Annotated in this window: 20 protein-coding genes; 9 read left to right on the top strand and 11 right to left on the bottom strand. The window is 37.5% G+C overall.

Annotated elements, in window-relative coordinates; translation table 11 throughout:
• Nucleotides 1-72: 72 nt before the first annotated feature.
• The 3 genes from PN497_RS23000 to PN497_RS22990 all read right to left on the bottom strand — a co-directional run bounded on the left by PN497_RS23000 (nt 73) and on the right by PN497_RS22990 (nt 2,609).
• The gene (locus PN497_RS23000) at nt 73-900 is read right to left on the bottom strand and encodes an Rpn family recombination-promoting nuclease/putative transposase (protein ID WP_096572656.1); all 828 of its coding nucleotides are present in this window, start codon (nt 898-900) and stop codon (nt 73-75) included.
• A 67-nt stretch (nt 901-967) separates the two neighbouring features.
• The gene (locus tag PN497_RS22995; protein WP_096567502.1) at nt 968-1,621 is read right to left on the bottom strand and encodes a hypothetical protein; all 654 of its coding nucleotides are present in this window, start codon (nt 1,619-1,621) and stop codon (nt 968-970) included.
• Nucleotides 1,622-2,123: 502 nt separating this feature from the next.
• Nucleotides 2,124-2,609, bottom strand: coding sequence for an allophycocyanin subunit alpha-B (locus PN497_RS22990; RefSeq protein WP_096567504.1), 486 nt, complete (start codon nt 2,607-2,609; stop codon nt 2,124-2,126).
• Nucleotides 2,610-2,836: 227 nt separating this feature from the next.
• Between PN497_RS22990 and rlmD the strand changes: the two genes are divergently transcribed.
• Together rlmD and PN497_RS22980 are read left to right on the top strand one after the other, a co-directional pair.
• Nucleotides 2,837-4,207: a 23S rRNA (uracil(1939)-C(5))-methyltransferase RlmD gene (gene rlmD, locus PN497_RS22985; protein ID WP_096567506.1), complete on the top strand. Its 1,371-nt coding sequence runs from the start codon at nt 2,837-2,839 to the stop codon at nt 4,205-4,207.
• A gap of 456 nt (nt 4,208-4,663) precedes the next feature.
• Nucleotides 4,664-5,113 carry an ATP-binding protein gene (locus PN497_RS22980; RefSeq protein ID WP_096567507.1) on the top strand — a complete coding sequence of 150 codons (450 nt, stop codon included), beginning with the start codon at nt 4,664-4,666 and terminating at the stop codon, nt 5,111-5,113.
• Nucleotides 5,114-5,182: 69 nt separating this feature from the next.
• On the opposite strand, the gene PN497_RS22975 is transcribed toward PN497_RS22980, so the two are convergent.
• A complete protein-coding gene (locus PN497_RS22975; protein WP_096567509.1) occupies nt 5,183-5,443 on the bottom strand; it encodes a DUF6439 family protein in 261 nt (86 codons plus the stop codon).
• A gap of 66 nt (nt 5,444-5,509) precedes the next feature.
• Here PN497_RS22975 and PN497_RS22970 point away from each other — a divergent pair, with 66 nt between their 5' ends.
• Nucleotides 5,510-5,854, top strand: coding sequence for a hypothetical protein (locus tag PN497_RS22970; protein ID WP_096567511.1), 345 nt, complete (start codon nt 5,510-5,512; stop codon nt 5,852-5,854).
• 311 nt (nt 5,855-6,165) lie between these two features.
• Complete coding sequence (gene asnS / locus PN497_RS22965; RefSeq protein WP_096567513.1) at nt 6,166-7,557, top strand: asparagine--tRNA ligase; 1,392 nt, start codon at nt 6,166-6,168, stop codon at nt 7,555-7,557.
• A 203-nt stretch (nt 7,558-7,760) separates the two neighbouring features.
• Here the strand turns inward: asnS and PN497_RS22960 are convergent, their stop codons facing one another.
• Both PN497_RS22960 and PN497_RS22955 read right to left on the bottom strand, forming a co-directional pair.
• Nucleotides 7,761-9,554: a DUF3685 domain-containing protein gene (locus PN497_RS22960; RefSeq protein ID WP_096567515.1), complete on the bottom strand. Its 1,794-nt coding sequence runs from the start codon at nt 9,552-9,554 to the stop codon at nt 7,761-7,763.
• A 292-nt stretch (nt 9,555-9,846) separates the two neighbouring features.
• Nucleotides 9,847-10,305: a Fur family transcriptional regulator gene (locus tag PN497_RS22955; protein WP_096567517.1), complete on the bottom strand. Its 459-nt coding sequence runs from the start codon at nt 10,303-10,305 to the stop codon at nt 9,847-9,849.
• A gap of 468 nt (nt 10,306-10,773) precedes the next feature.
• Between PN497_RS22955 and PN497_RS22950 the strand changes: the two genes are divergently transcribed.
• The gene (locus PN497_RS22950) at nt 10,774-11,256 is read left to right on the top strand and encodes a CRR6 family NdhI maturation factor (protein WP_096567518.1); all 483 of its coding nucleotides are present in this window, start codon (nt 10,774-10,776) and stop codon (nt 11,254-11,256) included.
• A 139-nt stretch (nt 11,257-11,395) separates the two neighbouring features.
• On the opposite strand, the gene PN497_RS22945 is transcribed toward PN497_RS22950, so the two are convergent.
• The gene (locus PN497_RS22945; protein WP_096567519.1) at nt 11,396-12,355 is read right to left on the bottom strand and encodes a glycosyltransferase family 9 protein; all 960 of its coding nucleotides are present in this window, start codon (nt 12,353-12,355) and stop codon (nt 11,396-11,398) included.
• A gap of 345 nt (nt 12,356-12,700) precedes the next feature.
• On the opposite strand from PN497_RS22945, the gene ispD reads away from it, so the two are divergent.
• From ispD to PN497_RS22930, 3 genes are all read left to right on the top strand, one after another.
• Nucleotides 12,701-13,399 (top strand): 2-C-methyl-D-erythritol 4-phosphate cytidylyltransferase, encoded by a 699-nt coding sequence (gene ispD / locus PN497_RS22940; RefSeq protein ID WP_096567521.1) that lies wholly within the window; start codon nt 12,701-12,703, stop codon nt 13,397-13,399.
• Between the two features lie 235 nt (nt 13,400-13,634).
• Nucleotides 13,635-14,177 carry an SMC-Scp complex subunit ScpB gene (scpB, locus tag PN497_RS22935; protein WP_190347341.1) on the top strand — a complete coding sequence of 181 codons (543 nt, stop codon included), beginning with the start codon at nt 13,635-13,637 and terminating at the stop codon, nt 14,175-14,177.
• Nucleotides 14,178-14,334: 157 nt separating this feature from the next.
• A complete protein-coding gene (locus PN497_RS22930) occupies nt 14,335-14,679 on the top strand; it encodes a DUF760 domain-containing protein (protein WP_096567523.1) in 345 nt (114 codons plus the stop codon).
• Nucleotides 14,680-14,719: 40 nt separating this feature from the next.
• Here the strand turns inward: PN497_RS22930 and PN497_RS22925 are convergent, their stop codons facing one another.
• Both PN497_RS22925 and PN497_RS22920 read right to left on the bottom strand, forming a co-directional pair.
• Nucleotides 14,720-15,922 carry an HhoA/HhoB/HtrA family serine endopeptidase gene (locus tag PN497_RS22925; protein WP_096567525.1) on the bottom strand — a complete coding sequence of 401 codons (1,203 nt, stop codon included), beginning with the start codon at nt 15,920-15,922 and terminating at the stop codon, nt 14,720-14,722.
• Between the two features lie 93 nt (nt 15,923-16,015).
• Nucleotides 16,016-17,251 carry an RNA-guided endonuclease InsQ/TnpB family protein gene (locus PN497_RS22920; protein WP_096567527.1) on the bottom strand — a complete coding sequence of 412 codons (1,236 nt, stop codon included), beginning with the start codon at nt 17,249-17,251 and terminating at the stop codon, nt 16,016-16,018.
• A 396-nt stretch (nt 17,252-17,647) separates the two neighbouring features.
• Between PN497_RS22920 and PN497_RS22915 the strand changes: the two genes are divergently transcribed.
• Nucleotides 17,648-18,541, top strand: coding sequence for a LysM peptidoglycan-binding domain-containing M23 family metallopeptidase (locus PN497_RS22915; RefSeq protein WP_096567530.1), 894 nt, complete (start codon nt 17,648-17,650; stop codon nt 18,539-18,541).
• A gap of 139 nt (nt 18,542-18,680) precedes the next feature.
• On the opposite strand, the gene PN497_RS22910 is transcribed toward PN497_RS22915, so the two are convergent.
• Together PN497_RS22910 and PN497_RS22905 are read right to left on the bottom strand one after the other, a co-directional pair.
• Entirely contained in the window at nt 18,681-19,712 is a 1,032-nt protein-coding gene (locus tag PN497_RS22910; protein WP_096567532.1) for a cysteine hydrolase family protein, read from the bottom strand.
• Between the two features lie 863 nt (nt 19,713-20,575).
• Nucleotides 20,576-21,277: RpnC/YadD family protein (locus PN497_RS22905; protein ID WP_272110905.1), on the bottom strand; the 702-nt coding region annotated here is incomplete at its 5' end.

Below are 21,277 nucleotides of genomic sequence, written 5' to 3'. Positions count from 1 at the left end.
ATTTCCCATGATGAGATAGAATTTTGAAAAAAGTGATCAGTTAAACTAATCACTTTCCATTTCCTCTTAACCTTACTCCACAGGATTTTGATCCCCAGATTTTTCCGCAACCTTCCTTACCGCTTCAATATCCACATCTAACCTTGTTGCTATTTCTTCCACCGTCAAACCTAACTCTATTAATAGCGGTACTGATTCCAACCTACCTTCTAGCCTACCTTCTAGCCTACCTTTTGTTCTTTCTTCTTCCGCAACTTCTCGGAAATACCTTGTTTGCTTTAAATCTTCAAAAGTAAACATTGCTTCTATCTCCTGACGGGTTAAATTATTGAATTTATAAACTAAGATCGTCTCTAACAATTGTAAGACTTTTTGCCTTTGGGCTGCATCTGTAAATTGTTGTCGGGATTTGTCCATTAACTGTTGACTGTGATCAATTGCAGTTTCTTCTTTCTCTACTACTAATTTTACCATCCCCAACCCAACGGAATTATCATTAGTAACTTCTAATTCATCCAAATAAATGATTGTTACTTGCTGACTCATTAGCAAACCTCGATACTGGATAGGTACACCAGGATCTAAGCTACGTTTAGCAAAAATCGCTACTGCATGAAAATCATTTTTTGTTTGATATTGATTGAGGTAAATAAAGATTTCTGCAAATAATTTCCAGTAAAAATCTGTTTTTGGTTGAAATTGCACCTCAACAAAATAAATCGGTTGTTCAGGTATCTCTGAATTTGGTATGAATAACCCATCAAACCGAAATGCTAACTCTTTTATTTCTACAGATGTAAATTGATAATTTTCTGCTTCTGTAGCTGGTTTACCAATCAATTCAAAAAGAATATTTGGTAATGTTTGAAAGAGTTGATAGAAGATAGTATCTGTTTTCACCCTGCGAAAAATTCCTATTTTTTCAACTACGACAAAAATAAAGAGGTGACAGTTAAAAGATTTGACATTATCCACCTATTTCCAAATTACTTAAAATCAAATCTGCTCTTGATTCAAAACCATCTCCATATTCTGCTGGATAATGGGTAATTGCATAAAATACTTTACCCTTTTCTTCTCCAATATAAATATTACCAAAAATCTCTTGACCTTTACTAAAAGTAATCTTTTCTTTTGCCCAAGGATAGGTTACAGTGCTGCTACGATTGACAATTTGCCATTTATTAGATGCAATTATCCCATCTTTACTATTAATAAAATTTTTGACTTCTTCTAAAGCTTTTAAATCATCAGGAAAGACAAATTTAATGTAAGCATTTTTATTTTTTACACCTCCAAAATTAGCAGTAAATTTCACTTCTCTTACTTTATTGATATCTTTATTTTGAACTAAAAAATCCTCTTGAGGAAAGTAGGTACTAAATATATTTTTCTCCTGGTAAAGTTTTAAGGAAATGTTGGTTTTTTCCCCTTCCACAGAAATAGTAGCTGTTTTATTATTTGGTCTATTTTGTGCAGATTTATTACTATCTACAATGGGTTTATTTTCGGTAATGCGGCTATTGTCCGCAGAAATTTGGTTTTGAGTAGGTGTAGTACAAGCAGTAATTCCATTTAATAAGATTGTTGCTGCTACTACTTTAATAAGATTCAGATACATTTTACCAAAATGTGTTAGTGTTTACAAAAATTTGACTACTATATGCAATTGACTGTTTCTGCTGCCATCAAAATGATGTATTTTTCTCTTTCAATCAATTGCTCAAAGGTATACATTTTTTCTTCAATTCTTCAGTGATTAAAATCACCGATGAATATGATTACAATCACCATTATCCATGATGAAGATCCTCCTCTAAGAATGAACATCTTGGGATAATAACTCATAACTGAACTCTAGCCGAGTCATTAATAGGGAACACAACTAATGACCGACAGCCTCCTGTCGGTTTTTTGTTTTTGGTGAGCGTCAGTAAATGCACATAGATGCACATAAAATATCCCCACAACTTTATAATAACTTGACAAATATGTTGCCATAATTTTGCCATAGCAACTATCAAGTGTGGGGAAAGAGTGATCAAATGAGCAAGATCACCAGTAGCTTTACGCAAAGCACCAGCCGTGATGGCGATCGCTAATGTTGCAGAGAAACCTTGTAATTAGGACATCGCTTGAATGATGTAATCAAAGTAAGGCTCTGCTGCTGCTGCATCTTCACCACTCAGTAAGCCCAAGGATGCTTGTTTAAGGCAGTTGATAGCTTCTACCATTCCCGGTACAGGAACACCGAGAGAATTGTACATCTCCCGTACACCAATCAACCCAATTTTTTCAATTGGTTCTTTGTCACCAGCAAGCACACCATAGGTAATCAAGCGCAGATACCAGCCGAAGTCACGGATACATAAAGCGCGTTGCTTATCTCCGTAAGCATTGCCACCGGGAGCGATAAAGTCAGGGCGCTTTTGCCAAAGTTTTTTGGTTGCTTCCTGAACTATCTTTTTTTCGTTTTCTGACAGGGTTGCAGCGATTCTAGTCCGCTGTGCGCCTGTTTGCAAAAATTCTTTGATACTTTTGAGTTCGCCACTGCTAGGGTAACGCAGTTCGTCGTCAGCTTGGAGAATAACTTGGCTAATTACAGTCATGATTATGTAATCACGGAAATTATATTATTTGTTAGTTTAACCAGTTCGCGGTACAGAAGTGAAGGGTATATTGGTGATTGGTGACTGGGGATTGGTGACTGGGGAAGAGGTAATTGGTAATTGGTGATTGGTAAAAATTAATATTTGTTAATAATATTTTTCCTATTCCCTATTCCCTATTCCCTATTCCCTATTCCCACCCACTAATAACTAATAACTAATGACTAATGACTAATACAGTTTGGCAACAGGGTGAAGTAATAGAACTAGAAATTACTGATTTAAGCGACACTGGTGATGGCGTAGGACGCTTTGAACAGCGTGTAGTATTTGTTCCTGATACAGTAGTGGGCGATCGCACTTTAGTCAGACTTACACACGTCAAACCCAAATATGCTCATGCTACTCTCAAACAAATCCTTCAATCATCTCCTCAACGTATCCGACCTAGTTGCATTGTTGCTGATAAATGTGGTGGTTGTCAGTGGCAGCATATAAATTATGATTATCAGCTTACATCAAAACATAATCAAGTAATTCAAGCTTTAGAAAGAATAGGCGGTTTTATTAACCCCTCAGTAGCTCCCGTCTTATCCACAACATCATCTTTAGGTTATCGCAACAAAGCCACCTATCCCGTCCGGATCTCAGCTACCGGACAAGTTCAAGCTGGTTATTACCAAAAAGGTAGTCATCAACTCATTAACTTAAATCAATGTCCAGTTCAAGACGCTCGTTTAAATCCTTTATTAGCGGAAGTAAAACAGGATATTAAAAAGCGTGATTGGTCAATTTATGACGAAAAACGCCACCAAGGGCAAATTCGCCATTTAAGTTTACGTATAGGTCGCCGTACAGGGGAAATGCTACTAACTTTAGTAGTCAAAGATAGAAATTTACCAGACATTGAAACCCAAGCCCAGGAATGGTTACAGCGTTATCCCCAGTTAGTAGGAGTTTGTTTGAATCGCAATAGCGATCGCACAAATGCTATATTTGGAAAAGATACAACTTGTATTGCTGGGATTCCTTACCTGCAAGAAAAATTCGCTGGTTTAGAATTTCAAATCCGCCCGGATACATTTTTTCAAGTTCATACAGAAACGGCTGAAGCACTGTTACAAGTCATTCAGTCAGAATTAAATTTACAAGGTCAGGAAGTTTTAGTAGATGCCTATTGTGGTATTGGTACTTTAACTTTACCCCTAGCAAAACAAGCACGCCAAGTTATCGGCTTGGAAGTGCAATTGGCAGCCGTAGAACAGGCAATTTTCAATGCCCAACAAAACGAAATTAATAATGTAACCTTTCAAGTAGGAGCAGTGGAGAAAAATCTACCAAATTTGGGAATTATACCAGATATTGTCTTACTTGATCCGCCACGTAAAGGATGTGAAGCTAATGTCATCAAATCTTTACTGAACCTGAAACCTTCGCGCATTATTTACGTCAGCTGTAAAGTAGCCACCTTGGCTCGTGACCTAAAATTACTGTGTGAACATGGACAATACCATCTTACAAGAGTACAGCCAGCCGACTTTTTTCCCCAAACCGCTCACGTAGAAACAGCAGCCTTTCTCCAGCGATATCCATGCTAAAAGCAACTATTAACTTTAGCTTATATGTTAACCAAATTGTTTACAAAAACTTAAATGGAAAATTTGTAGTCCAGTGCATACTAATAATGCTAAAATAAAATTAACCTAAAAATAAAGATTTCTTTTTTAACCATTAAAGTTGCATGACTCTGATTTGAAAAAGTGAAATAAATTGTGCAAATTATTAAGCGGCTACAAAGAAAGTTGAATATTTATATACTTTCCCAAAGTAATAAATAGAAACATAGAAGTTGTTAATTGTATTAGCAAAACAATTACAGCCAAATTTTAATTAAGCAATTTTCACTTATATTTAGAGTCAATGCTCCCTAGCAATTTCATAAATTTAGTTTTACAGACGCAAGTTTGAAGGCAGCATGACCACCTTAATCTTTATCAGGGTGCCGATAACAGCAAACTGATGTCTAGCTAACTAAAAGCTACGGGGTTTCTCTTGTGATTACCATTTCTCTTCGTCCACTTGGTCGCTCTTGGGGTACTATTAGTTTTGCCTCCACTCTTTATCTATGCCCAATATTAGATTTATTATTGGCAGATATTCCCACAAAATTACAAGCCGAACTGCGGCTAGGACTGCAAGAAGCCCTAGTAAACGCAGCTAAACATGGCAATAATCTTGATCCCAGTAAACTAGTAGTAGTTCGTTTTTCCTTGATAGATAATCAATATTGGTGGATTATTTCCGATCAAGGTAATGGTTTTACTCCTTGTTGTAATGCTCATAATGATCCCACCGACTTTTTACCACCAGATGAATCAGAAAACGGTCGAGGGATGTCTCTTCTGCATCAAATATTTGATCAAGTACAATGGAACCGCAAAGGAACAGAATTAAGACTTTGCAAGCAAATAGAAACTCGGCGTTTGTTATCTTTAAGAAGATAGAAAATGGGTAATGGGTAATGGGTAATATTATTCCCAATCACCAATCACCAATCACCAATCACCAATCCCTCAATGTTTACCGTGAGTAGGACAAGGAGGGGCAGAAATAGACTTATCTAACCAGCCTATAGCCTGTTCTAACCTAGCTTGTGCCTCTTGAGGCTCATTTTTGACCAAAAAAACCATAGCAGCCGCTACAAGCTCACTAGCGCGGGCATTGCGGTTAGACTTGAGACGATGCCAGTCATCAGGATAAATAGTTAATTTTTCCATCAAAGCTTGGGCAAGTTCCAGAGTAGTAACATCATTTAATTGACTGGTTTGATACATAAGACTAAGTGCTGAGTTAAGAGTAAAAGTTATGATGTAATTATCATAGCCAATGACCCATCACCAATGACCAAACCAGAGGAAAACCAGCAAACCGACTTTGAACAGGAACTAGAGGAACTAGAAACCGGACTGCGACTGTTAAAAGAAAGATATGCCCAAGTGCAACGGGATCAACAGCAAAAGGCACAATGGCAACAAGAAATTAGAAATCTCAAAGAAAATAAAAATCAGACACCAGAAATCACAGCCGAGTTAAAACGCTTGGAAAAAGAGCTAGAAGCCCTAGAAGTTAACCTAGAAAGCCAGTTATTTTCCTGGAAAAACCTAAATCGGCCTTTTTGGCAAGCAGTCCGTTTTGGTGGTTTAGGAATTATTATAGGATGGGTGTTAAAATTTTTGATTGGGTAATTGGTGATTGGGAAAGAAGGCAATAGGCAATAGGCAATAGGCAAAAGTTTCTTAATTTTGACTTTTGACTTGATACCTCCCCATCTCCCGGGAGCATCCCAAATGTGTAAGTTTATTTTTTGCTTGATTTCAAGACCTGAAATGAACGAACCACGAAGGAGCGAAGGACACGAAGGTAAGAAGGAAGAGGAGAGTTTTTGGTGTTGTGGCGGTTGTTTTTGCAAAATTGGGATGCTCCCCATCTCCCCTGTTCCCTTTTCCCTGACTAAAATTAATGTTATATATAGTTAAAAAAATCCAAACTGTAAAAAATGATTAAACATCGAATTGCTGAAATATTAAGAAGTGGTCAACCAGAAGAAACCTTAACAGTACAAGGTTGGGTAAGAACCAAACGCGAATTAAAAGGATTTGCCTTTTTAGAAGTTAACGATGGTTCAAGTTTAGCCAACTTACAAATAGTTATTAATCAAGAATTACCAAACTACGAAGCCATATTAAAACAGATAAATACAGGTGCTTCCGTCGAAGTTGCAGGAATATTAGTTGCATCTCAAGGTAAAGGACAGAGAATAGAACTAAAAGCAGATGCAGTAAAAGTTTACGGAGATGCTGATCCCGAAACTTATCCTCTGCAAAAGAAACGTCATTCCTTTGAGTTTTTAAGAACCATTGCCCATTTAAGAGGTAGAACTAACTCCTTTGGATCAGTATTTCGGGTAAGAAATGCTTGTGCAACTGCCATACATCAATTTTTCCAAGAGCGGGGTTTTATGTGGGTACATACTCCCATTTTAACCGCCAGTGATTGCGAAGGTGCAGGAGAATTATTCAGTGTGACAAGTTTGAATTTAAAAGATATTCCCCGCACAGAAAATAAAGAAGTTGATTATAGTCAAGACTTCTTTGGAAAACCGACTTATTTAACAGTAAGTGGACAGTTAGAAGCGGAAATAATGGCAATGGCGTTTTCTAATGTCTATACCTTTGGTCCCACATTCCGCGCCGAAAATTCTAACACTTCTCGTCACTTAGCCGAGTTTTGGATGGTAGAACCAGAAATGGCGTTTTGTGACTTAGAAGGAGATATGAATTTAGCAGAAGATTTCTTAAAACATATTTTTAAATATGTGATGGAAACCTGTGAAGCAGACATGGAATTTTTCAATCAAAGAATTGATAATACTGTTTTAGACACTGCTAACAATATTATTAACAATCAATTTGAAAGATTGACTTATACCGATGCAGTCAAACTTTTAGAAAAAGCGGATGTAAAATTTGAATATCCTGTAAGTTGGGGTGCAGATTTACAATCAGAACATGAACGTTATTTAGCGGAACAATTGTTTAAAAAACCTGTAATTGTTACAGATTATCCAGCGCAAATTAAAGCCTTTTATATGCGGTTGAATGATGATGAAAAAACCGTGAGAGCGATGGATATTTTAGCACCAAAAATAGGTGAAATTATTGGAGGTTCGCAACGGGAAGAAAGATTAGATGTGTTAGAAAAACGGGTTTTAGCCCAGGGAATGAAAACAGAAGATTTGTGGTGGTATTTAGATTTGCGTCGTTATGGTACTGTACCTCATGCTGGTTTTGGTTTGGGGTTTGAAAGACTGGTGCAGTTTATGACGGGTATGGGGAATATTCGGGATGTGATTCCTTTCCCCCGTACACCACAAAGCGCGGATTTTTAATAGTTAGGAGTCTTAGGGGCGAAGTAGGGGCGAAGCATTCGGAAAATAACTGTGATAAAAATTGATAATTTATCGGCAGAATGCTTCGCCCTTACAACAGTCAGGAGGAAAATCTCTTGATTTCTCTAGCTATTGGCAATATTTCAGCAAACCCTAAGTAAGTCGGCACGAAAAAAGAAGTTATGCAACAAAATGTAAAATGCCTAAAAACCTCTTTCCTCCTGCCTTCTACCTTCGTTATTCTTTTGCTTGTCGCTATTACGTTTTAAAGTTTTTTCTGTGAAGGAAACACTACCAATACCTTGAAGAATACCACGGGCAACTAAACCTAAACCTCTACCAATTATTTGTGTTAATACAAATACGATCCCATTACCTAAAAAAGATAATAAAGATTGTAAACGTGGTGCGATCGCATCCCGCAATTCTAACAGTAATGTCACCGCTAAAGGGATATCGGCAAGCTTTGCTAATTCTTGGTTACGAGGAGAATAAATTGATATTTTGGCAATTCCACGAGGTGCAAATACAAATAGTTCATAGCGACTTTCAAAAATTGCCTGGGGTTCATTCACATAATTATTCAATCTGTATTTCCAAGATAAATTATTTCTAAATCTTTCAATTTCCCTTGTGGAAATTAAATGACGATCATAAAAATTTTGTTTGATGGTTTCCACATCTGCTAAAAAATTTAATAATGGTTGTAATACACCATTGGCAACTTGAATCAGTAAATTCTCTAAAATCATTGATGCTTGAGAATTTGCAGGTTCACTTCCTGCTGCATAAGATGTGTTGTCAATATATAAATCTGTTTGCCAAATTAGATAAGAAAACAAGTCTTCTACTAAAGGAATTTTATTGAGGATTTCAGTTTCTACACCTGCTGCATTTTTCAATAAAAAAGTGACTATTTCTATATTGACATCTCCGACATTTATCCGGGAAGATTTACCGTAAAATTCGGTAATTGCTGATTCCCATAAATTAGTAAGAATCTGATTTTTTAACTCAGGTATTTGTGGAATTTCAACTTTTGAACTACGTAGCTCATCTAATTTTTGAGATACTTTTTGTAAGATGATATAAAGAAGTTCTCTTTTTTTGTCTTCACGCAGAATATCAATTTCTAAAGGTATGTCTGTCAGATTTTGTAAAGAAAACTGGAGTTTATTAGTACAAGATGTAAATATTATAGATTGTAGTGCTTTTGGACTCAGTAAAGGCGGTACAACAGTTTGCATTTGTTGTGATTCTGCTTTACTAATGGCGCTATTTGAGTAAGAAATGGGTAGCGGTAATGGTTGAGATTTTTGTATTTCTTGTCTTTCTTCTGGTGCAGACAATAAGTTATTTACTAACCAACGCGCTGCTAAAAGTTCTCTTCTTTGTCCTGCCAGAATAGCTTTATCTAATAATGGTAATCCAGGAATTTTTAATTGTGCTGTAACTGCGGATATATTATTATTAATATGATTAATTCCTGTTAACCTGATATTATTTCTGAGTCTGGCAAAAGGTAAATTAGATAAAGGGAAGTTTATTTCTGTTGTTCCTAACCAATAGTAACCACCTGATGCTATTTCTTGCATGATGGGTACTAATTCTGAAATAGATATACCTTTAGGACAATAGCCATTTACACCTGTATTTTTTGCTGCTAATAACATTGCTGTTGTAGAAATAGCACTTAACAACAAAATGGGTATATGAGGATATAAAGCTTTAAGTTGTCTGCAAAATTGTAACCCTAGCTGTTGAGATTCGCTAGAACTGCCATTGCCTAATTCTAAAACTATTAAATTGACTTGGTTTTGATCCGGTGCTGCAATTTCCGCTAAAACCTGTAAGGCTGCGGTATCTGTGGGAACATCGGCTACTACTTGTAGGTGGGGAATTGTTTCTAGAGCTACCCTTAGTCCTAGACGAAAGATGGGATCTGGGTCAATTAATAATAATTGTAAATTTAAACTACTTAAAGGGCGATCGCTCATAGTCAGGTCAAATAAAAATAGAATTTTTTCCCAGCCAAAAAACCGCAGTCATCCCTAGCTGAGTCATTCCCATTTTCACCTGTTTTTGTCACTTTAATTTATCAGCAGTGATAATGTAAACCATTAGCTAGTTACTAATAGACATCTCCAGAAAAGAAATTATGGAACCTATTGATGGGGGCAGGTCGAAGCTTATGGGATATCTAGATGTCTGATTTTTCCGTTAAATTATCGCCTAAATGCTTCGCCCCTACAACTTATGACAAATTAATACATTCTATTTTGGAGAGGTCTAATGATCATTGTGATCTGGTTGTAAGTTACGGTGTCCAAAAAAGTTGATGGTATATCCACTAATCTTGACTCCGGTTTGTGCCTCAACTTGCTGGATCAACTCTTCTGGTATTTCTATATGCACATCTAAAATTTGATTTGTATCTAAGCAGTTAACATGGCTGTGAGCGTCAGTCACATTACCATATAACCGCCCATCACAATGTTCAATACACTCAATAATACCTTGACTTGATAGAGCTTCTAAATTTTGATAAACAGAAGTATGGCCAATCTCTTTACCTTGTTGGTTTAAGCGATCGTAAATCTCTCTAGCGGAAAGATGTTCTTTAGCTTGCCATAGTAACTCTAGTATAAATCTACGCTGGCGACTAACGCGCATACCTAGTATTTGACACCGATCTAGAGCATCTTCTAAAGAACGAATTGCTTTTGTAGAAATAGCTGATTTTTGCATATTTCAGTTTTAACTGTAGGAACTGTAGGAATAGTTTTCAGATTTCATGAAAAATGATTATTTTTATACGCAGGGATATTACATATTTACAATATATTCTTTGCTTATACCTGTGTCTTTGATACGAATATCCTTGATTAATCACTGGTTTGAGCCAGTTTCGTTTTTGGTTGGTTGATGATTAATTACATCCTAACTCTAAAACAAACTCATTACAACTTTAGCTTATTAAGGCTATGAATGTCCAGGTGAGGGGTTGTATTTTGGCAAATTGTATATAAAATTTTAAATTGTCAATAGTACAAGTACCCAATCTAGAAAAAATAACACTATAAAATTCAATGTGATTAATAAGTAAATGTTGATATTTAACAAAGACAAAATAGAGTAGCATTAATACCTAAAAACTGCTACTGTTGATTCTGGATACTACTCCTAAGCAATCAAAAAAGCTGCCAAAAAAAGTCAATGACAATCACAATCAGCCTTAATAACGACGCTATAAACAATCTAGATTTGTCACCTGCATTAAAGGTAATTGAACCATTGCTGCAAGAGGAATCCATGACATCTCAGGAACAGCAATTGCGCTTTGAAATCAACTACCCACGGGAAGCAAATGATCCACGGGAACTGTCAGAAATTCCAGAGGTAAGGTTGTGGTTTGTGCGTTTAGATGCTAAATATCCCTGGTTGCCATTTTTATTAGATTGGAAAGCTGGAGAATTGGCGCGTTATGCTGCTATGCTAGTACCCCATCAGTTTACTAAAAAAGAAGGTATACAGTACAACCCTGAAGCATTAGAGATTTTTTTGATGCACAAAATTTTTATTTTAAGTAATTGGCTAAAACAGCAAAGTATTCCCACACCATTCCGACTTAAATCTTTCGCGCAAATCTTGGGTTATGAATTAGAAGATGGCTTTTTTGAAATGATTGAAAAAAGATAGGAATTTAGGAGTAGGGGCAATCCCCTCGTGGTTGCCCCAAGAGTCAGGAGTTAGAATGTTTGTCATCTGCTATATAAATTTCGGATTTTAGATTTTTCAATCAATCCAAAATCTAAAATCTAAAATCTAAAACTAATAGTCAACCGCCCCAGATTTTTTCTAAAACGGTTGCAGGTGCGATATCAGCGGTTTTGCCAGTGGGAGATTTAATGGCGAGGAATTTATCACTGGTGGGTAATATCTTTCCTGAGTCTGTAGAACCAAGTAGGGCGATAGTATAGGTTTGTACAGCTATAGCTAGTTGTAGGGGCGCACCGCTGAGAGAAAGCATTAAACTTGCTCCACCAATTATGGCAGTTAATTTGCCCACATCATCAATGGCAATTACTTTAATACCAGGACAAGATTCCACCAGGGAAGAAACAAATGTATCATCCTCAGTTTCTTTAATGACCACCACTGGTAAATCTGGCTGTTTGCGTTGACAATCTTGAATAATTTGTTGCCAACTAGCTACAGGATAGCTGGTATCAGCACCATTAATTTGGGATAACTTACCAGAACCACCAGAGAGCAAGATGTAACCTGTGTCATTGATACCCAAGCGTTTTTGTTGTTGTTGCGCCCATTCAATATCTGGTTTCAGTATATTTACTGCTAACGGTGGGCAAGGTGTCTTAATTCCCAGAGGTTGCAACAAATCATGATACATGGAAGGTATATATTGGGATGTATTGGGAGATACAACACTGGTGAGAAAATTTGCACCACTACCTTGGAAGCCAATGCGAGTGGGAATACCAGTCAACCAGAGAAATAAACCGACAAACCAACTTTCTCCAGCAGTGATGGCAACATCATATTCGCGATCGCGGATTGTTCCCACCAAGTTACCCCAATCTGCTAAACTATTACGATCCTTGTAATCAAAGGTCAATACCTCGTGAACTGACTTGCTCACTCGGTAGGCAGCCTTTGACCGGAGTTCCACAACGACATCTATCAAAGCGTCGGGATAGGAACGCTTGAGATCATCCAATGTGGGGAAAAAAAGAACTTGGTCGCCAATTGAACCAGGTACAAAAGCTACTACTCGCATAAATAATATATTTATTGAAGCTTATCGTCCTTATTTTATGTGAAATGGGGAATGGTAATTGGTAATGGGTGATTGGTAATTGGTAATGGGTGATTGGTAATTGGTAATTGGTAATTGGTGACTGGTGACTGGTGACTGGTGATTGGTGACTGGTGACTGGTGACTGGTGACTGGTGACTGGTGACTGGGGAAGAAAATTTTAGATTTTAGATTTTAGATTTTAGATTGGAGATCACAAAAACAATCCAAAATCCAAAATCCAAAATCCAAAATAAAAAACTCCCGCCTCCTGACTCCTGAACTCCTGACTCCTGCCTCCTGCTATTTACAAAATCGAGGAAAGTTGTGTATTTATTAATTCCGGCCGCAGGTAGCGGCAAAAGAATGGGTGCTGACCGCAATAAACTGTTATTAAAGGTTCGTTCAAAAACTCTGATTGCTTGGACTTTGTTAGCTGCGGAAGCTGCTAGTGCTATCAGTTGGATCGGAATTATTTCCCAACCTCATGACTGGGAGGACTTTAAGGCAATTTTGGCTGATTTAAAGCTAACTAAACCTGTGGAGTTTATTCCTGGTGGTGCTACCCGTCAAGAGTCAGTTTATAACGGATTACAGGCATTACCAGGAAATGCTGAACAAGTATTAATTCATGATGGGGCGCGATGTTTAGCTACACCGGACTTATTTAATGCTTGTGCAGCAGCTATTCTTCATTGTCCAGGTTTAATTGCGGCTATACCTGTAAAAGATACAATTAAAGTTGTGGGGGAAAGTGGCATAATTCAAAGTACACCCAGCAGAGAGCAACTTTGGGCGGCGCAAACTCCCCAAGGATTTGATGTTAAGTTGTTAAAAGAATGTCATGCTGATGGTGTGCGTCAAGGTTGGGAAGTGACAGATGATGCAGCTTTGTTTGAAAAATGCGGGCTTGAAGTACGGATAGTACCGGGGGAAGAAACGAATTTGAAAGTGACAACTCCTCAAGATTTGGCGATCGCAGAATTTATTCTCAGTAACAGGGAACAGGTAACTGGTGATTGGTGACAGTGAAGAAAGGAAGCGGAGCAGGGGAGGAAAATTAAAAGTCATGCATTCAAAAGTCAAAAAACAGAGAATAGGGAATAGGGAATAGGAAAAGGCAAAAGTTACAATTTTCATTTCTCCTAACTCCTGACTCCTATACGGGCGAAGCATTCGGAAAATAAACTGTGATAAAAATTGATAATTTATCGCCCGAATGCTTCGCCCCTACGACTCCTGAATTCCTGAACTTTTAAATATGTCCAAGAAGAATATAGCCATAGCAATCAAAATAGAAGCGATTTTGTATTTAAAGGGTAAACCCTTATCTGTGAGTGAAATTGCCGAGCATGCTGGGTGCGATCGCCATACAGCGGAAGAAGGGATAATTGAACTGATGGATAATTATGCCCGTCGAGATAGTGCGCTAGAAGTTGTGGAAACTGCAAATGGTTATAGTTTGCAACTGCGGTCAGATTTTCATGATTTAGTACAGACTTTGATCCCTGTGGAGTTGGGTGTGGGGGCTTTACGCACTTTAGCGGCGATCGCTCTCAACAGTCCTATCCTCCAAAGTGAGTTAATAGAACTGCGGGGTTCAGGTGTATATCAGCACGTTCCTGAACTGGTAGAATTAGGATTTGTGCGTAAACGACGAGATAATGAATCCAGGTCATATTCATTACAAGTTACCCCGAAGTTTCACCAATATTTCCAAATTGATCAACTTCCTGAAGTTATGCCCAATGTAGAGAAAGAACAACAATTAGAACTAGAGTTAGATGGGACTGGTGATAGGTGACTGGGGACTGGGGACTGGTGATTGGGTAAAAAGAACTAATGACTAATGACTAACGACTAATGACCAATGACCAATGACTGATGACCATTGAATAAATGCGCTAGGCTGGTGATATGGTTTAAAGTAGAATTAGCAACTAAGCTAAGAAGAATTGCCAATGGTGTTTGATCCTGATTTTTTGAATGACAACTCTGAGGAACACACTAATCAGCTTCTGAACGAACACTTGGGGGAAAATCCGAATCAGTTATTGAAATATTTACAGCATCAATCTCCCGACGTTCTAGCCCGTGTAGCCCAGTCTGCCAGCCCAGAAATTAAACAAATCATTTCCCAGAATGTCCAAGGACTGGTAGGAATGCTCCCAGGAGAGAGTTTTAATGTGCAAGTTACTACAGACCGAGATAATTTAGCGGGTTTATTAGCCTCAGCAATGATGACTGGTTATTTTTTGCGCCAGATGGAACAAAGAATGCAATTAGAGCATTTGTCTAATCAATAGTTCCGAGTACAGACGTGATCAACTACGCCTGTACTAATAACTAATTTTGGGGATCAGTTCCTGAGCGTATTTCAAAAGTTTGAGTTTTGCCATTACGGTTAACTTCAATTTTGAAAATGTCTCCGACTTGACTCGAATCAATAATTTTCTGCAATTGGGCTGTAATTTTCACCGGTTTACCGTTGATTTTTTGAATCACGTCCCCAGGGAGCAGTCCTCCCTCCTCTGCCGGTGAATTTTTGAGAACTTTCTTAATCACAATCCCAACATCTGGCTGAATGTTGAGTGTATTGTCTTGATTCAATTGCTGTTTTTTGGTCGGTGAAAGGTCTACCATTTCAATGCCCAAAAAAGGGTGATCTGCTTTTCCTTTGGTAAATAGTTCATGAGCTATGCGGGCGGCGGTTTCAATGGGAATAGCAAAACCCAGTCCTTGAGCATCGGCGCGAATGGCAGTATTAACGCCGATGACTTCACCTTGGGCATTTAAAAGCGGTCCACCGGAATTACCAGGGTTAATTGCCGCATCGGTTTGGATAAAGCTAACCCGTTTATTGGGAACTCCTACTTGGGCGCTGGTGCGGTCGGTGGCGCTGATGATGCCAATTGTGACAGTATTATCTAAACCTAAAGGATTGCCAATTGCGATCGCCCACTGACCAGGAATTAAATTTTGTGAATTACCTAATTTCACGGTAGGCAATTTATCCGCAGGAATTTTGACTACTGCTACATCGGTGACAGTATCAACTCCCACTACCTTACCTTCAAAAGTTCTACCATCTTTGAGGGTGACTAATACTGTATCTGTTTGGGCGACCACGTGAGCATTTGTTAATAATTGACCATTCTCGCTAAGTATAAACCCTGAGCCGGTACCGCGTTCAATTCGTTCTTGGGGAATTGGTTCTTCATCTTCGCCAAAAAAACGCCGCCACATTGGATTTTTCAAAGCGTCAAAAATTGGATTTACTACTTTACGAGTAGCATTAATTCGCACAACCGCAGGACCAACTCTCTGTACAGCAGCAGCAATAAAATTTACATTATCGCCACCAGCAGAATTAGGCAAGCCCTGAGAAGGATAGGTAATCACAGATTCTGAAGGTAAAGCCGCTGTAACATTTTTCAACTCTTGAAACGAACCATTGCTGGGAAAAAATCGACTACCAAGTATACCCAGACTACTGCCCATAGCCACTAAAGACAGATAAACGGCTAATTGCTTCACAGATAACTTCATATTAAATTAATTAATTAATTAAGAATAATTGCGATCATAGTCAGACAGTTACTAATTGACACTCCCCCGACTAGAAGTCGGGGGATTCTTGGTTCACTGAGTCAACTTACCTGAACTTGTCGCCAAATCCAAACAGAGGTCGTTCTCTCCCCAAGCGTTAGTTCCGGTGTGTCCCACCGTACTTAATCCTTTGGCTAAAATATTCAGTGCGGCATTCTCATCTCGGTCTAAAACAGTTCCACAGTGGCAACATTCATGAGTTCTTGTTGACAAAGTTTTGACAACAGTTTTCCCACAACTAGAACAGTTTTGACTTGTCCAGTGTGGTGGTACAGCAATAGTTATCTTGCCATACACTTTGCCGAAATATTCAAGCCAACACCGGAATTGATACCAAGAAGCATCACTAATACTTTTGGCTAATTTATGGTTTTTAACCATATTCTGCATTTGCAAGTCTTCATAAACAACCACGTCGTTAGACTGGATTACGCACCTTGCCAACTTCACAGCAAAGTCTTTGCGCTGTCTACTAACTTTCAAGTGCTTTCTGGCTAGTTTATTCTTAGCTTTTTTGTAATTATTGGATTGGGGTTTGCCTTTCCTAAACTTTTTAGAAACCCGTTTTTGTAGGCGTTTTAATCCTCTCTCTGATTTCTTGAAAAATCTAGGGTTTTCTATCTTATCTCCATTGGAATCAGCATAGAAATGGTTTAAGGCAACGTCTAAAGCAATAACCTTTTTACTTGGTGTTAATTTAATTTCTCGGTCAACAGCAATGCAAAATTGGGCATAATACCCATCTGCGCGTTTTACTAATCGGACACGCTTAATGTCTTTAATTTGGTAGAAATGCAGATCATAAGTTCCTACTAATTTTAATTTTCCAATTCCAAACCCATCAGTCAAAGTTAGGTATTTTCTATCTGCTGATAACTTCCATCCTGTAGTTTTGTACTCTACAGAATGTCCGCGTTTTTTAAATTTTGGAAAACCCTGACTTCGACTACGCCCTTCGGCTACGCTCAGGACAGGCTCAGTACAAGTTTTGCCTGGGACTTTTTTCTTGCAGTTGCTATAAAACCGACATATTGCAGCCCAAGCCCTATCTGCTGATGCCTGTCTTGCCATTGAGTTAAGTTTACCTGCCCACTCAAAGTTTGCAGCCAGTTCTTTGCAGTATGCGCTCAGGTCGTATTTACCGAGTTTTTGGTTGTCCATCCAGTAGCGAATACAAGAATTACGAACAAACAAAGCAGTTCTGATTGCTTCATCAATCAGATTTAACTGCTGCTGTTTACCCTTTAACTTGAACTCGTATACTAACATAGACGACTATTATATTACGCCATAAATTATAGCGTAAACAAAAAGCGAGTGCAAGATGCCACTGCGACTAAAGTCGCTTGAGTCGTTTTTCATCCCACCCCTAAAGGACGTAAAAACCTGAACACTTTTTGGATTTTCAGGCTTTTACTGGTAGGCTTTCAAACTTCCCACTATTTCTTGTAAATGATCAGTGAAAAGATTAGTTAACAGAAATTGAATAATTAATACATTATTTGGGATCATCTTCAGTTTTCGGATTTTGGATTTTGGATTGACTCTGGGGTTAAGTTTGAGGACTCATACCATGAAAGAATTATCAGTCAAACAAAAAAAATGATCCCATCTTGAAAATTCCCCAACTAAAATCTAGAATTAGCTATTTCTTTCTTAGTTGACATGACTTTTCGCTATCGTCCAATGTTTCTCTGTAGCTTAATTAGCACCTTGGGGCTAATTTCCACAATGCTACAACTGCAAAGCGCGAATGCAGTACCAAGTTGTCCAACTCCAGCCTTATCGAGAATTCAAAAACATCAAGTTACTGGTGGTGAGACTTTAGATAGCATAGCCGAGCGATATAAACTCATGCCAGAAACAATTATTAACATGAATCCCTTTGTTAATAACGGTACTGTGACACCTGGTAATCAATTGCAAATTCCCCCCTTTGATGGAATTGTGGTACAAGTTCCCAGTGGTCAAAATTGGAGACAAGTGGCAGCAAATTACAAAGTTCGTCCAGATACATTGTTTGAAATTAATGGTTGTCAACAAAACCCCAGAGTTGTTTTTGTTCCTGTTTTACCAGGAATAAGAGAAAGACAAAATCGGATAATTGCTAGTTCTCCTGTAGCAAATACACCAACTTTACCATCGGCAAGTATAACCGGATATCCTTTAGCTAATTCTACAACTGTAGCTTTACCTTATGGGTGGCAAATTCATCCGATTACAGGTAAAGTTTTTTTTCATAGTGGTGTAGATTTAGTAGCAGAAGTAGGTACACCTGTGCAAGCGATCGCTCCTGGTGTTGTAGTCTTTGCTAAAGATCAAGCCAGCTACGGAAAATTAGTAATTATTAATCATGCAGGTGGACTACAAACTCGTTACGCTCAATTAGAAACAATACAAGTTAAGCTGGGACAAAATGTCAAACCCGGTGACATATTAGGAACTGTTGGTGCTACAGGTCAACCAACTTCTAGAGAACCACATTTACATTTTGAAATTCGTGCTAATGAACCCCTTGGTTGGACTGCAAAAGATCCAAAAGAATATTTAACTAGGTGACTGGTGACTGGTGACTGGTGACTGGTGACTGGTGACTGGTGACTGGTGACTGGTGACTGGTGACTGGGTAATCAATTTTATGTTTCCCAATCAACTATTAACTATCAACTGTCAACTATCAACTATCAACTATCAACTATCAACTATCACCAATTACCCATTCTGTTGATTTAATAATGTGCATTCCTGCTGCTGCAAATCTGTCAAATGCTATGTTAGCTTGTTCTGTGTAGTCAACAACATCGGAAACAACAACAGGAGATGTGCAATCTTCTAACAGATAGATTTTATTTGTCAGGGTGCTATCTACCTGTTGAATTTCTGTTAATAAATCATCAATTGTCCACGCAACACAATGACTCTTAGCTTGTCCACCAATAATCACTGCATCATATTCTAAAAGTTGTTTAATCAAGCTTGTGTTTTTTTTGGCAATTGGTTTTTCATCAAATCCTGTTAAAACTTCTGGACATAAAATAGAATAATTTTCTGTTAAAGCATTTTCCCCCTTTAATTCAAATTGGGATTGACTTTGACGAGCAATACTATGATAAAATATTGCTTCTTCCACTGCGGAAACTAAAGCATGACCAATTCCTCCTAACATGGAATGATAAGGCCAAATTGTCAGGGGATATTTACCATCTTGACTGAGTTGTTTAACATAGTGAAAAGCTTGTTTTTTCAGAAGTTCATAATCTCCATTAGTCACACTATGAGCAACTGCTGGGTTAACTTGCCAAATCCCTTTTTCAATATCCGATAAAGTGATATTAGTTTCTGCTGGTGTGGGGTGTTTTCCATCGGCATTGATCCAAAAAATCGGATGGAAAATTTGCATTGCTGTGTGAGTATCTAAGGTGGGGATAATTTTGGTAATTCTTCCCAAGTTACGATAAATAAATTCACACAATCTTTTGTTATCATCAACAGCAGCAGTTCCGCTTTGTCCACCTACATATAATTCAAATTCTGGAATACAAAAGGTGTTTTGGACATCTATTAATAATAGACAAATGCGGTTTTTATCGGTTGCTGCTGGGGGAATGTTATATTGTGTAATCCATGTTTCTGCTACTGCTGCCAATTGTTGATAAGGTACGCGGTATATTTCCCCGACTTTGTTAGGGTGGAAGTGAGGAGGAATCGGAAATTGGTTTGGTTGTGTCATGGGTTTATTTAATCTTTTTCTCTTTACAGCTATTTTCAGGTAAATGAACCACACTTTGATCAAGATTTCGCGCAAAGGCGCAAAGTTAGAATTAATCTCGTTTTTTCAAAGTTCGTATATTTTGAGCATTGATAAATCTCTACACTATATAAAAGCAGACTGCAAAAAAGCTGATTTTAACCTTTTTTGTTAATTAAGTGATAAGTTAAAATTATATTAATGTTATCAATTGTTTAAATATTCCTAACTTTAAAAATTCCCTCTCTATATTTTCTTAATATTTAATTGAGAATTATTTTTATTTATCCACGAGCTTGCAATACTTTCAGCGATTTGCTATAATTCTTTAAAATTTCATAATCTAGGCTTAGTATATTTTTTAATAAAACCAAAGTTTAGAAATAGCCAAAACTCTTGATTTTACGTTATTTGAGAAATAGTCAAAATTTGCATAGAGAAAAAAGCGGTGATTTCGTAAACTTTTTTTCGGGTGAAATGAGAGGTTGATCCATGTCTTGTAAAAGGGTGGGTTGACAAAATAGCAGTTTTATGTATTAGGGGTGAGTGAGAGTCAAGATCAACAGTGGGAAGCGATCGATACCCAGATCCCCGATTTCTTGAAGAAGTCGGGGATCTATTCGCTCTTTTTATTAATAATTCAAAAATCATAATTCATAGATTATAAATGGCTAATTTTTTGGATCTGTAATTTATTGATAAAAACAGATATCTTGGTTTGAGGGTTGAAACCAAATTAAGGTAATTAGAAAATTGAAACAGGTAAGGAAGTAGAGAAATAAATGTAAGATAATTCAAGATAATTCAATATTTCTCTATTTCTCTACCTCTGTTTTTTTCTACTATTACTCTTGTGATGTTGGTAATTTAGAAGTGACTAAATTGGTAAATTCTTCTAAAGAGGTAATTGTCATTGTTGATATCAGCAATTCTTCTAAAGCAGTTAGATCATCAATATTCTGAATATTTTTGCTCAGTATTTCGGGAACATCACCAAACTTAACTTGCAGAAGTTTAAGTATATTTTGTTGGTTAGTTCTTGCAATAAATAATTCTTCAGTAGGGGTTAAAAAAGGCATTTCTCTCTCCTTTTCATACTCGGTTATTTTGGTGAGCAATTTTTGTTGTAATTCCTTAGTTAATGACATCATTTTGTCAATAAATCTAAAGAGGTTTTCAATGTCATATCTGCTTAAACCTCGCTCATATAAACTTCTAATTAATTGCCATTTCCACTGCTCCCTATCTGCGAGTTTGTTGGTAGTAGTTTTGGTTTTTAAATGTGCCATTACTAATATAGCAAAGAGATTGCTGCTTTGCTCTAGTTCTTCCCATTTGTAATCTATGAGTTTGACTGTATCAAACTTACACACAACCTCACTATTACCTAAACCGTATTGATAACAATTAGGTCGCCATGTTTTGCTTTCATCTCCTAATATGGCTAAACTAACTACTGGTTTATGGTATAAATCAAAGGATCGGTAGTTATAGATATACATTCTTTGGGAAAATTCTTCATCGTATTGACTTTGTACTTCGATGTG

This window comes from Sphaerospermopsis kisseleviana CS-549 (assembly GCF_028329225.1).
Taxonomy (GTDB): domain Bacteria; phylum Cyanobacteriota; class Cyanobacteriia; order Cyanobacteriales; family Nostocaceae; genus Sphaerospermopsis; species Sphaerospermopsis kisseleviana.
Note: the sequence above shows the minus strand (reverse complement) of the source record. Positions and strands in the feature narration are given on the sequence as shown.

What these genes read in the sequence shown, in the direction of transcription:
- PN497_RS22920 (WP_096567527.1), bottom strand. Translation starts at nt 17,251, where the DNA reads ATGTTAGTATACGAGTTCAAGTTAAAGGGTAAACAGCAGCAGTTAAAT.
- PN497_RS22915 (WP_096567530.1), top strand. Translation starts at nt 17,648, where the DNA reads ATGACTTTTCGCTATCGTCCAATGTTTCTCTGTAGCTTAATTAGCACC.
- PN497_RS22950 (WP_096567518.1), top strand. Translation starts at nt 10,774, where the DNA reads ATGACAATCACAATCAGCCTTAATAACGACGCTATAAACAATCTAGAT.
- PN497_RS22925 (WP_096567525.1), bottom strand. Translation starts at nt 15,922, where the DNA reads ATGAAGTTATCTGTGAAGCAATTAGCCGTTTATCTGTCTTTAGTGGCT.
- PN497_RS22960 (WP_096567515.1), bottom strand. Translation starts at nt 9,554, where the DNA reads ATGAGCGATCGCCCTTTAAGTAGTTTAAATTTACAATTATTATTAATT.
- PN497_RS22990 (WP_096567504.1), bottom strand. Translation starts at nt 2,609, where the DNA reads ATGACTGTAATTAGCCAAGTTATTCTCCAAGCTGACGACGAACTGCGT.
- scpB (WP_190347341.1), top strand. Translation starts at nt 13,635, where the DNA reads ATGTCCAAGAAGAATATAGCCATAGCAATCAAAATAGAAGCGATTTTG.
- PN497_RS22970 (WP_096567511.1), top strand. Translation starts at nt 5,510, where the DNA reads ATGACCAAACCAGAGGAAAACCAGCAAACCGACTTTGAACAGGAACTA.
- rlmD (WP_096567506.1), top strand. Translation starts at nt 2,837, where the DNA reads ATGACTAATACAGTTTGGCAACAGGGTGAAGTAATAGAACTAGAAATT.
- PN497_RS22930 (WP_096567523.1), top strand. Translation starts at nt 14,335, where the DNA reads ATGGTGTTTGATCCTGATTTTTTGAATGACAACTCTGAGGAACACACT.
- asnS (WP_096567513.1), top strand. Translation starts at nt 6,166, where the DNA reads ATGATTAAACATCGAATTGCTGAAATATTAAGAAGTGGTCAACCAGAA.
- PN497_RS22955 (WP_096567517.1), bottom strand. Translation starts at nt 10,305, where the DNA reads ATGCAAAAATCAGCTATTTCTACAAAAGCAATTCGTTCTTTAGAAGAT.
- PN497_RS22910 (WP_096567532.1), bottom strand. Translation starts at nt 19,712, where the DNA reads ATGACACAACCAAACCAATTTCCGATTCCTCCTCACTTCCACCCTAAC.
- PN497_RS22995 (WP_096567502.1), bottom strand. Translation starts at nt 1,621, where the DNA reads ATGTATCTGAATCTTATTAAAGTAGTAGCAGCAACAATCTTATTAAAT.
- PN497_RS22975 (WP_096567509.1), bottom strand. Translation starts at nt 5,443, where the DNA reads ATGTATCAAACCAGTCAATTAAATGATGTTACTACTCTGGAACTTGCC.
- PN497_RS22945 (WP_096567519.1), bottom strand. Translation starts at nt 12,355, where the DNA reads ATGCGAGTAGTAGCTTTTGTACCTGGTTCAATTGGCGACCAAGTTCTT.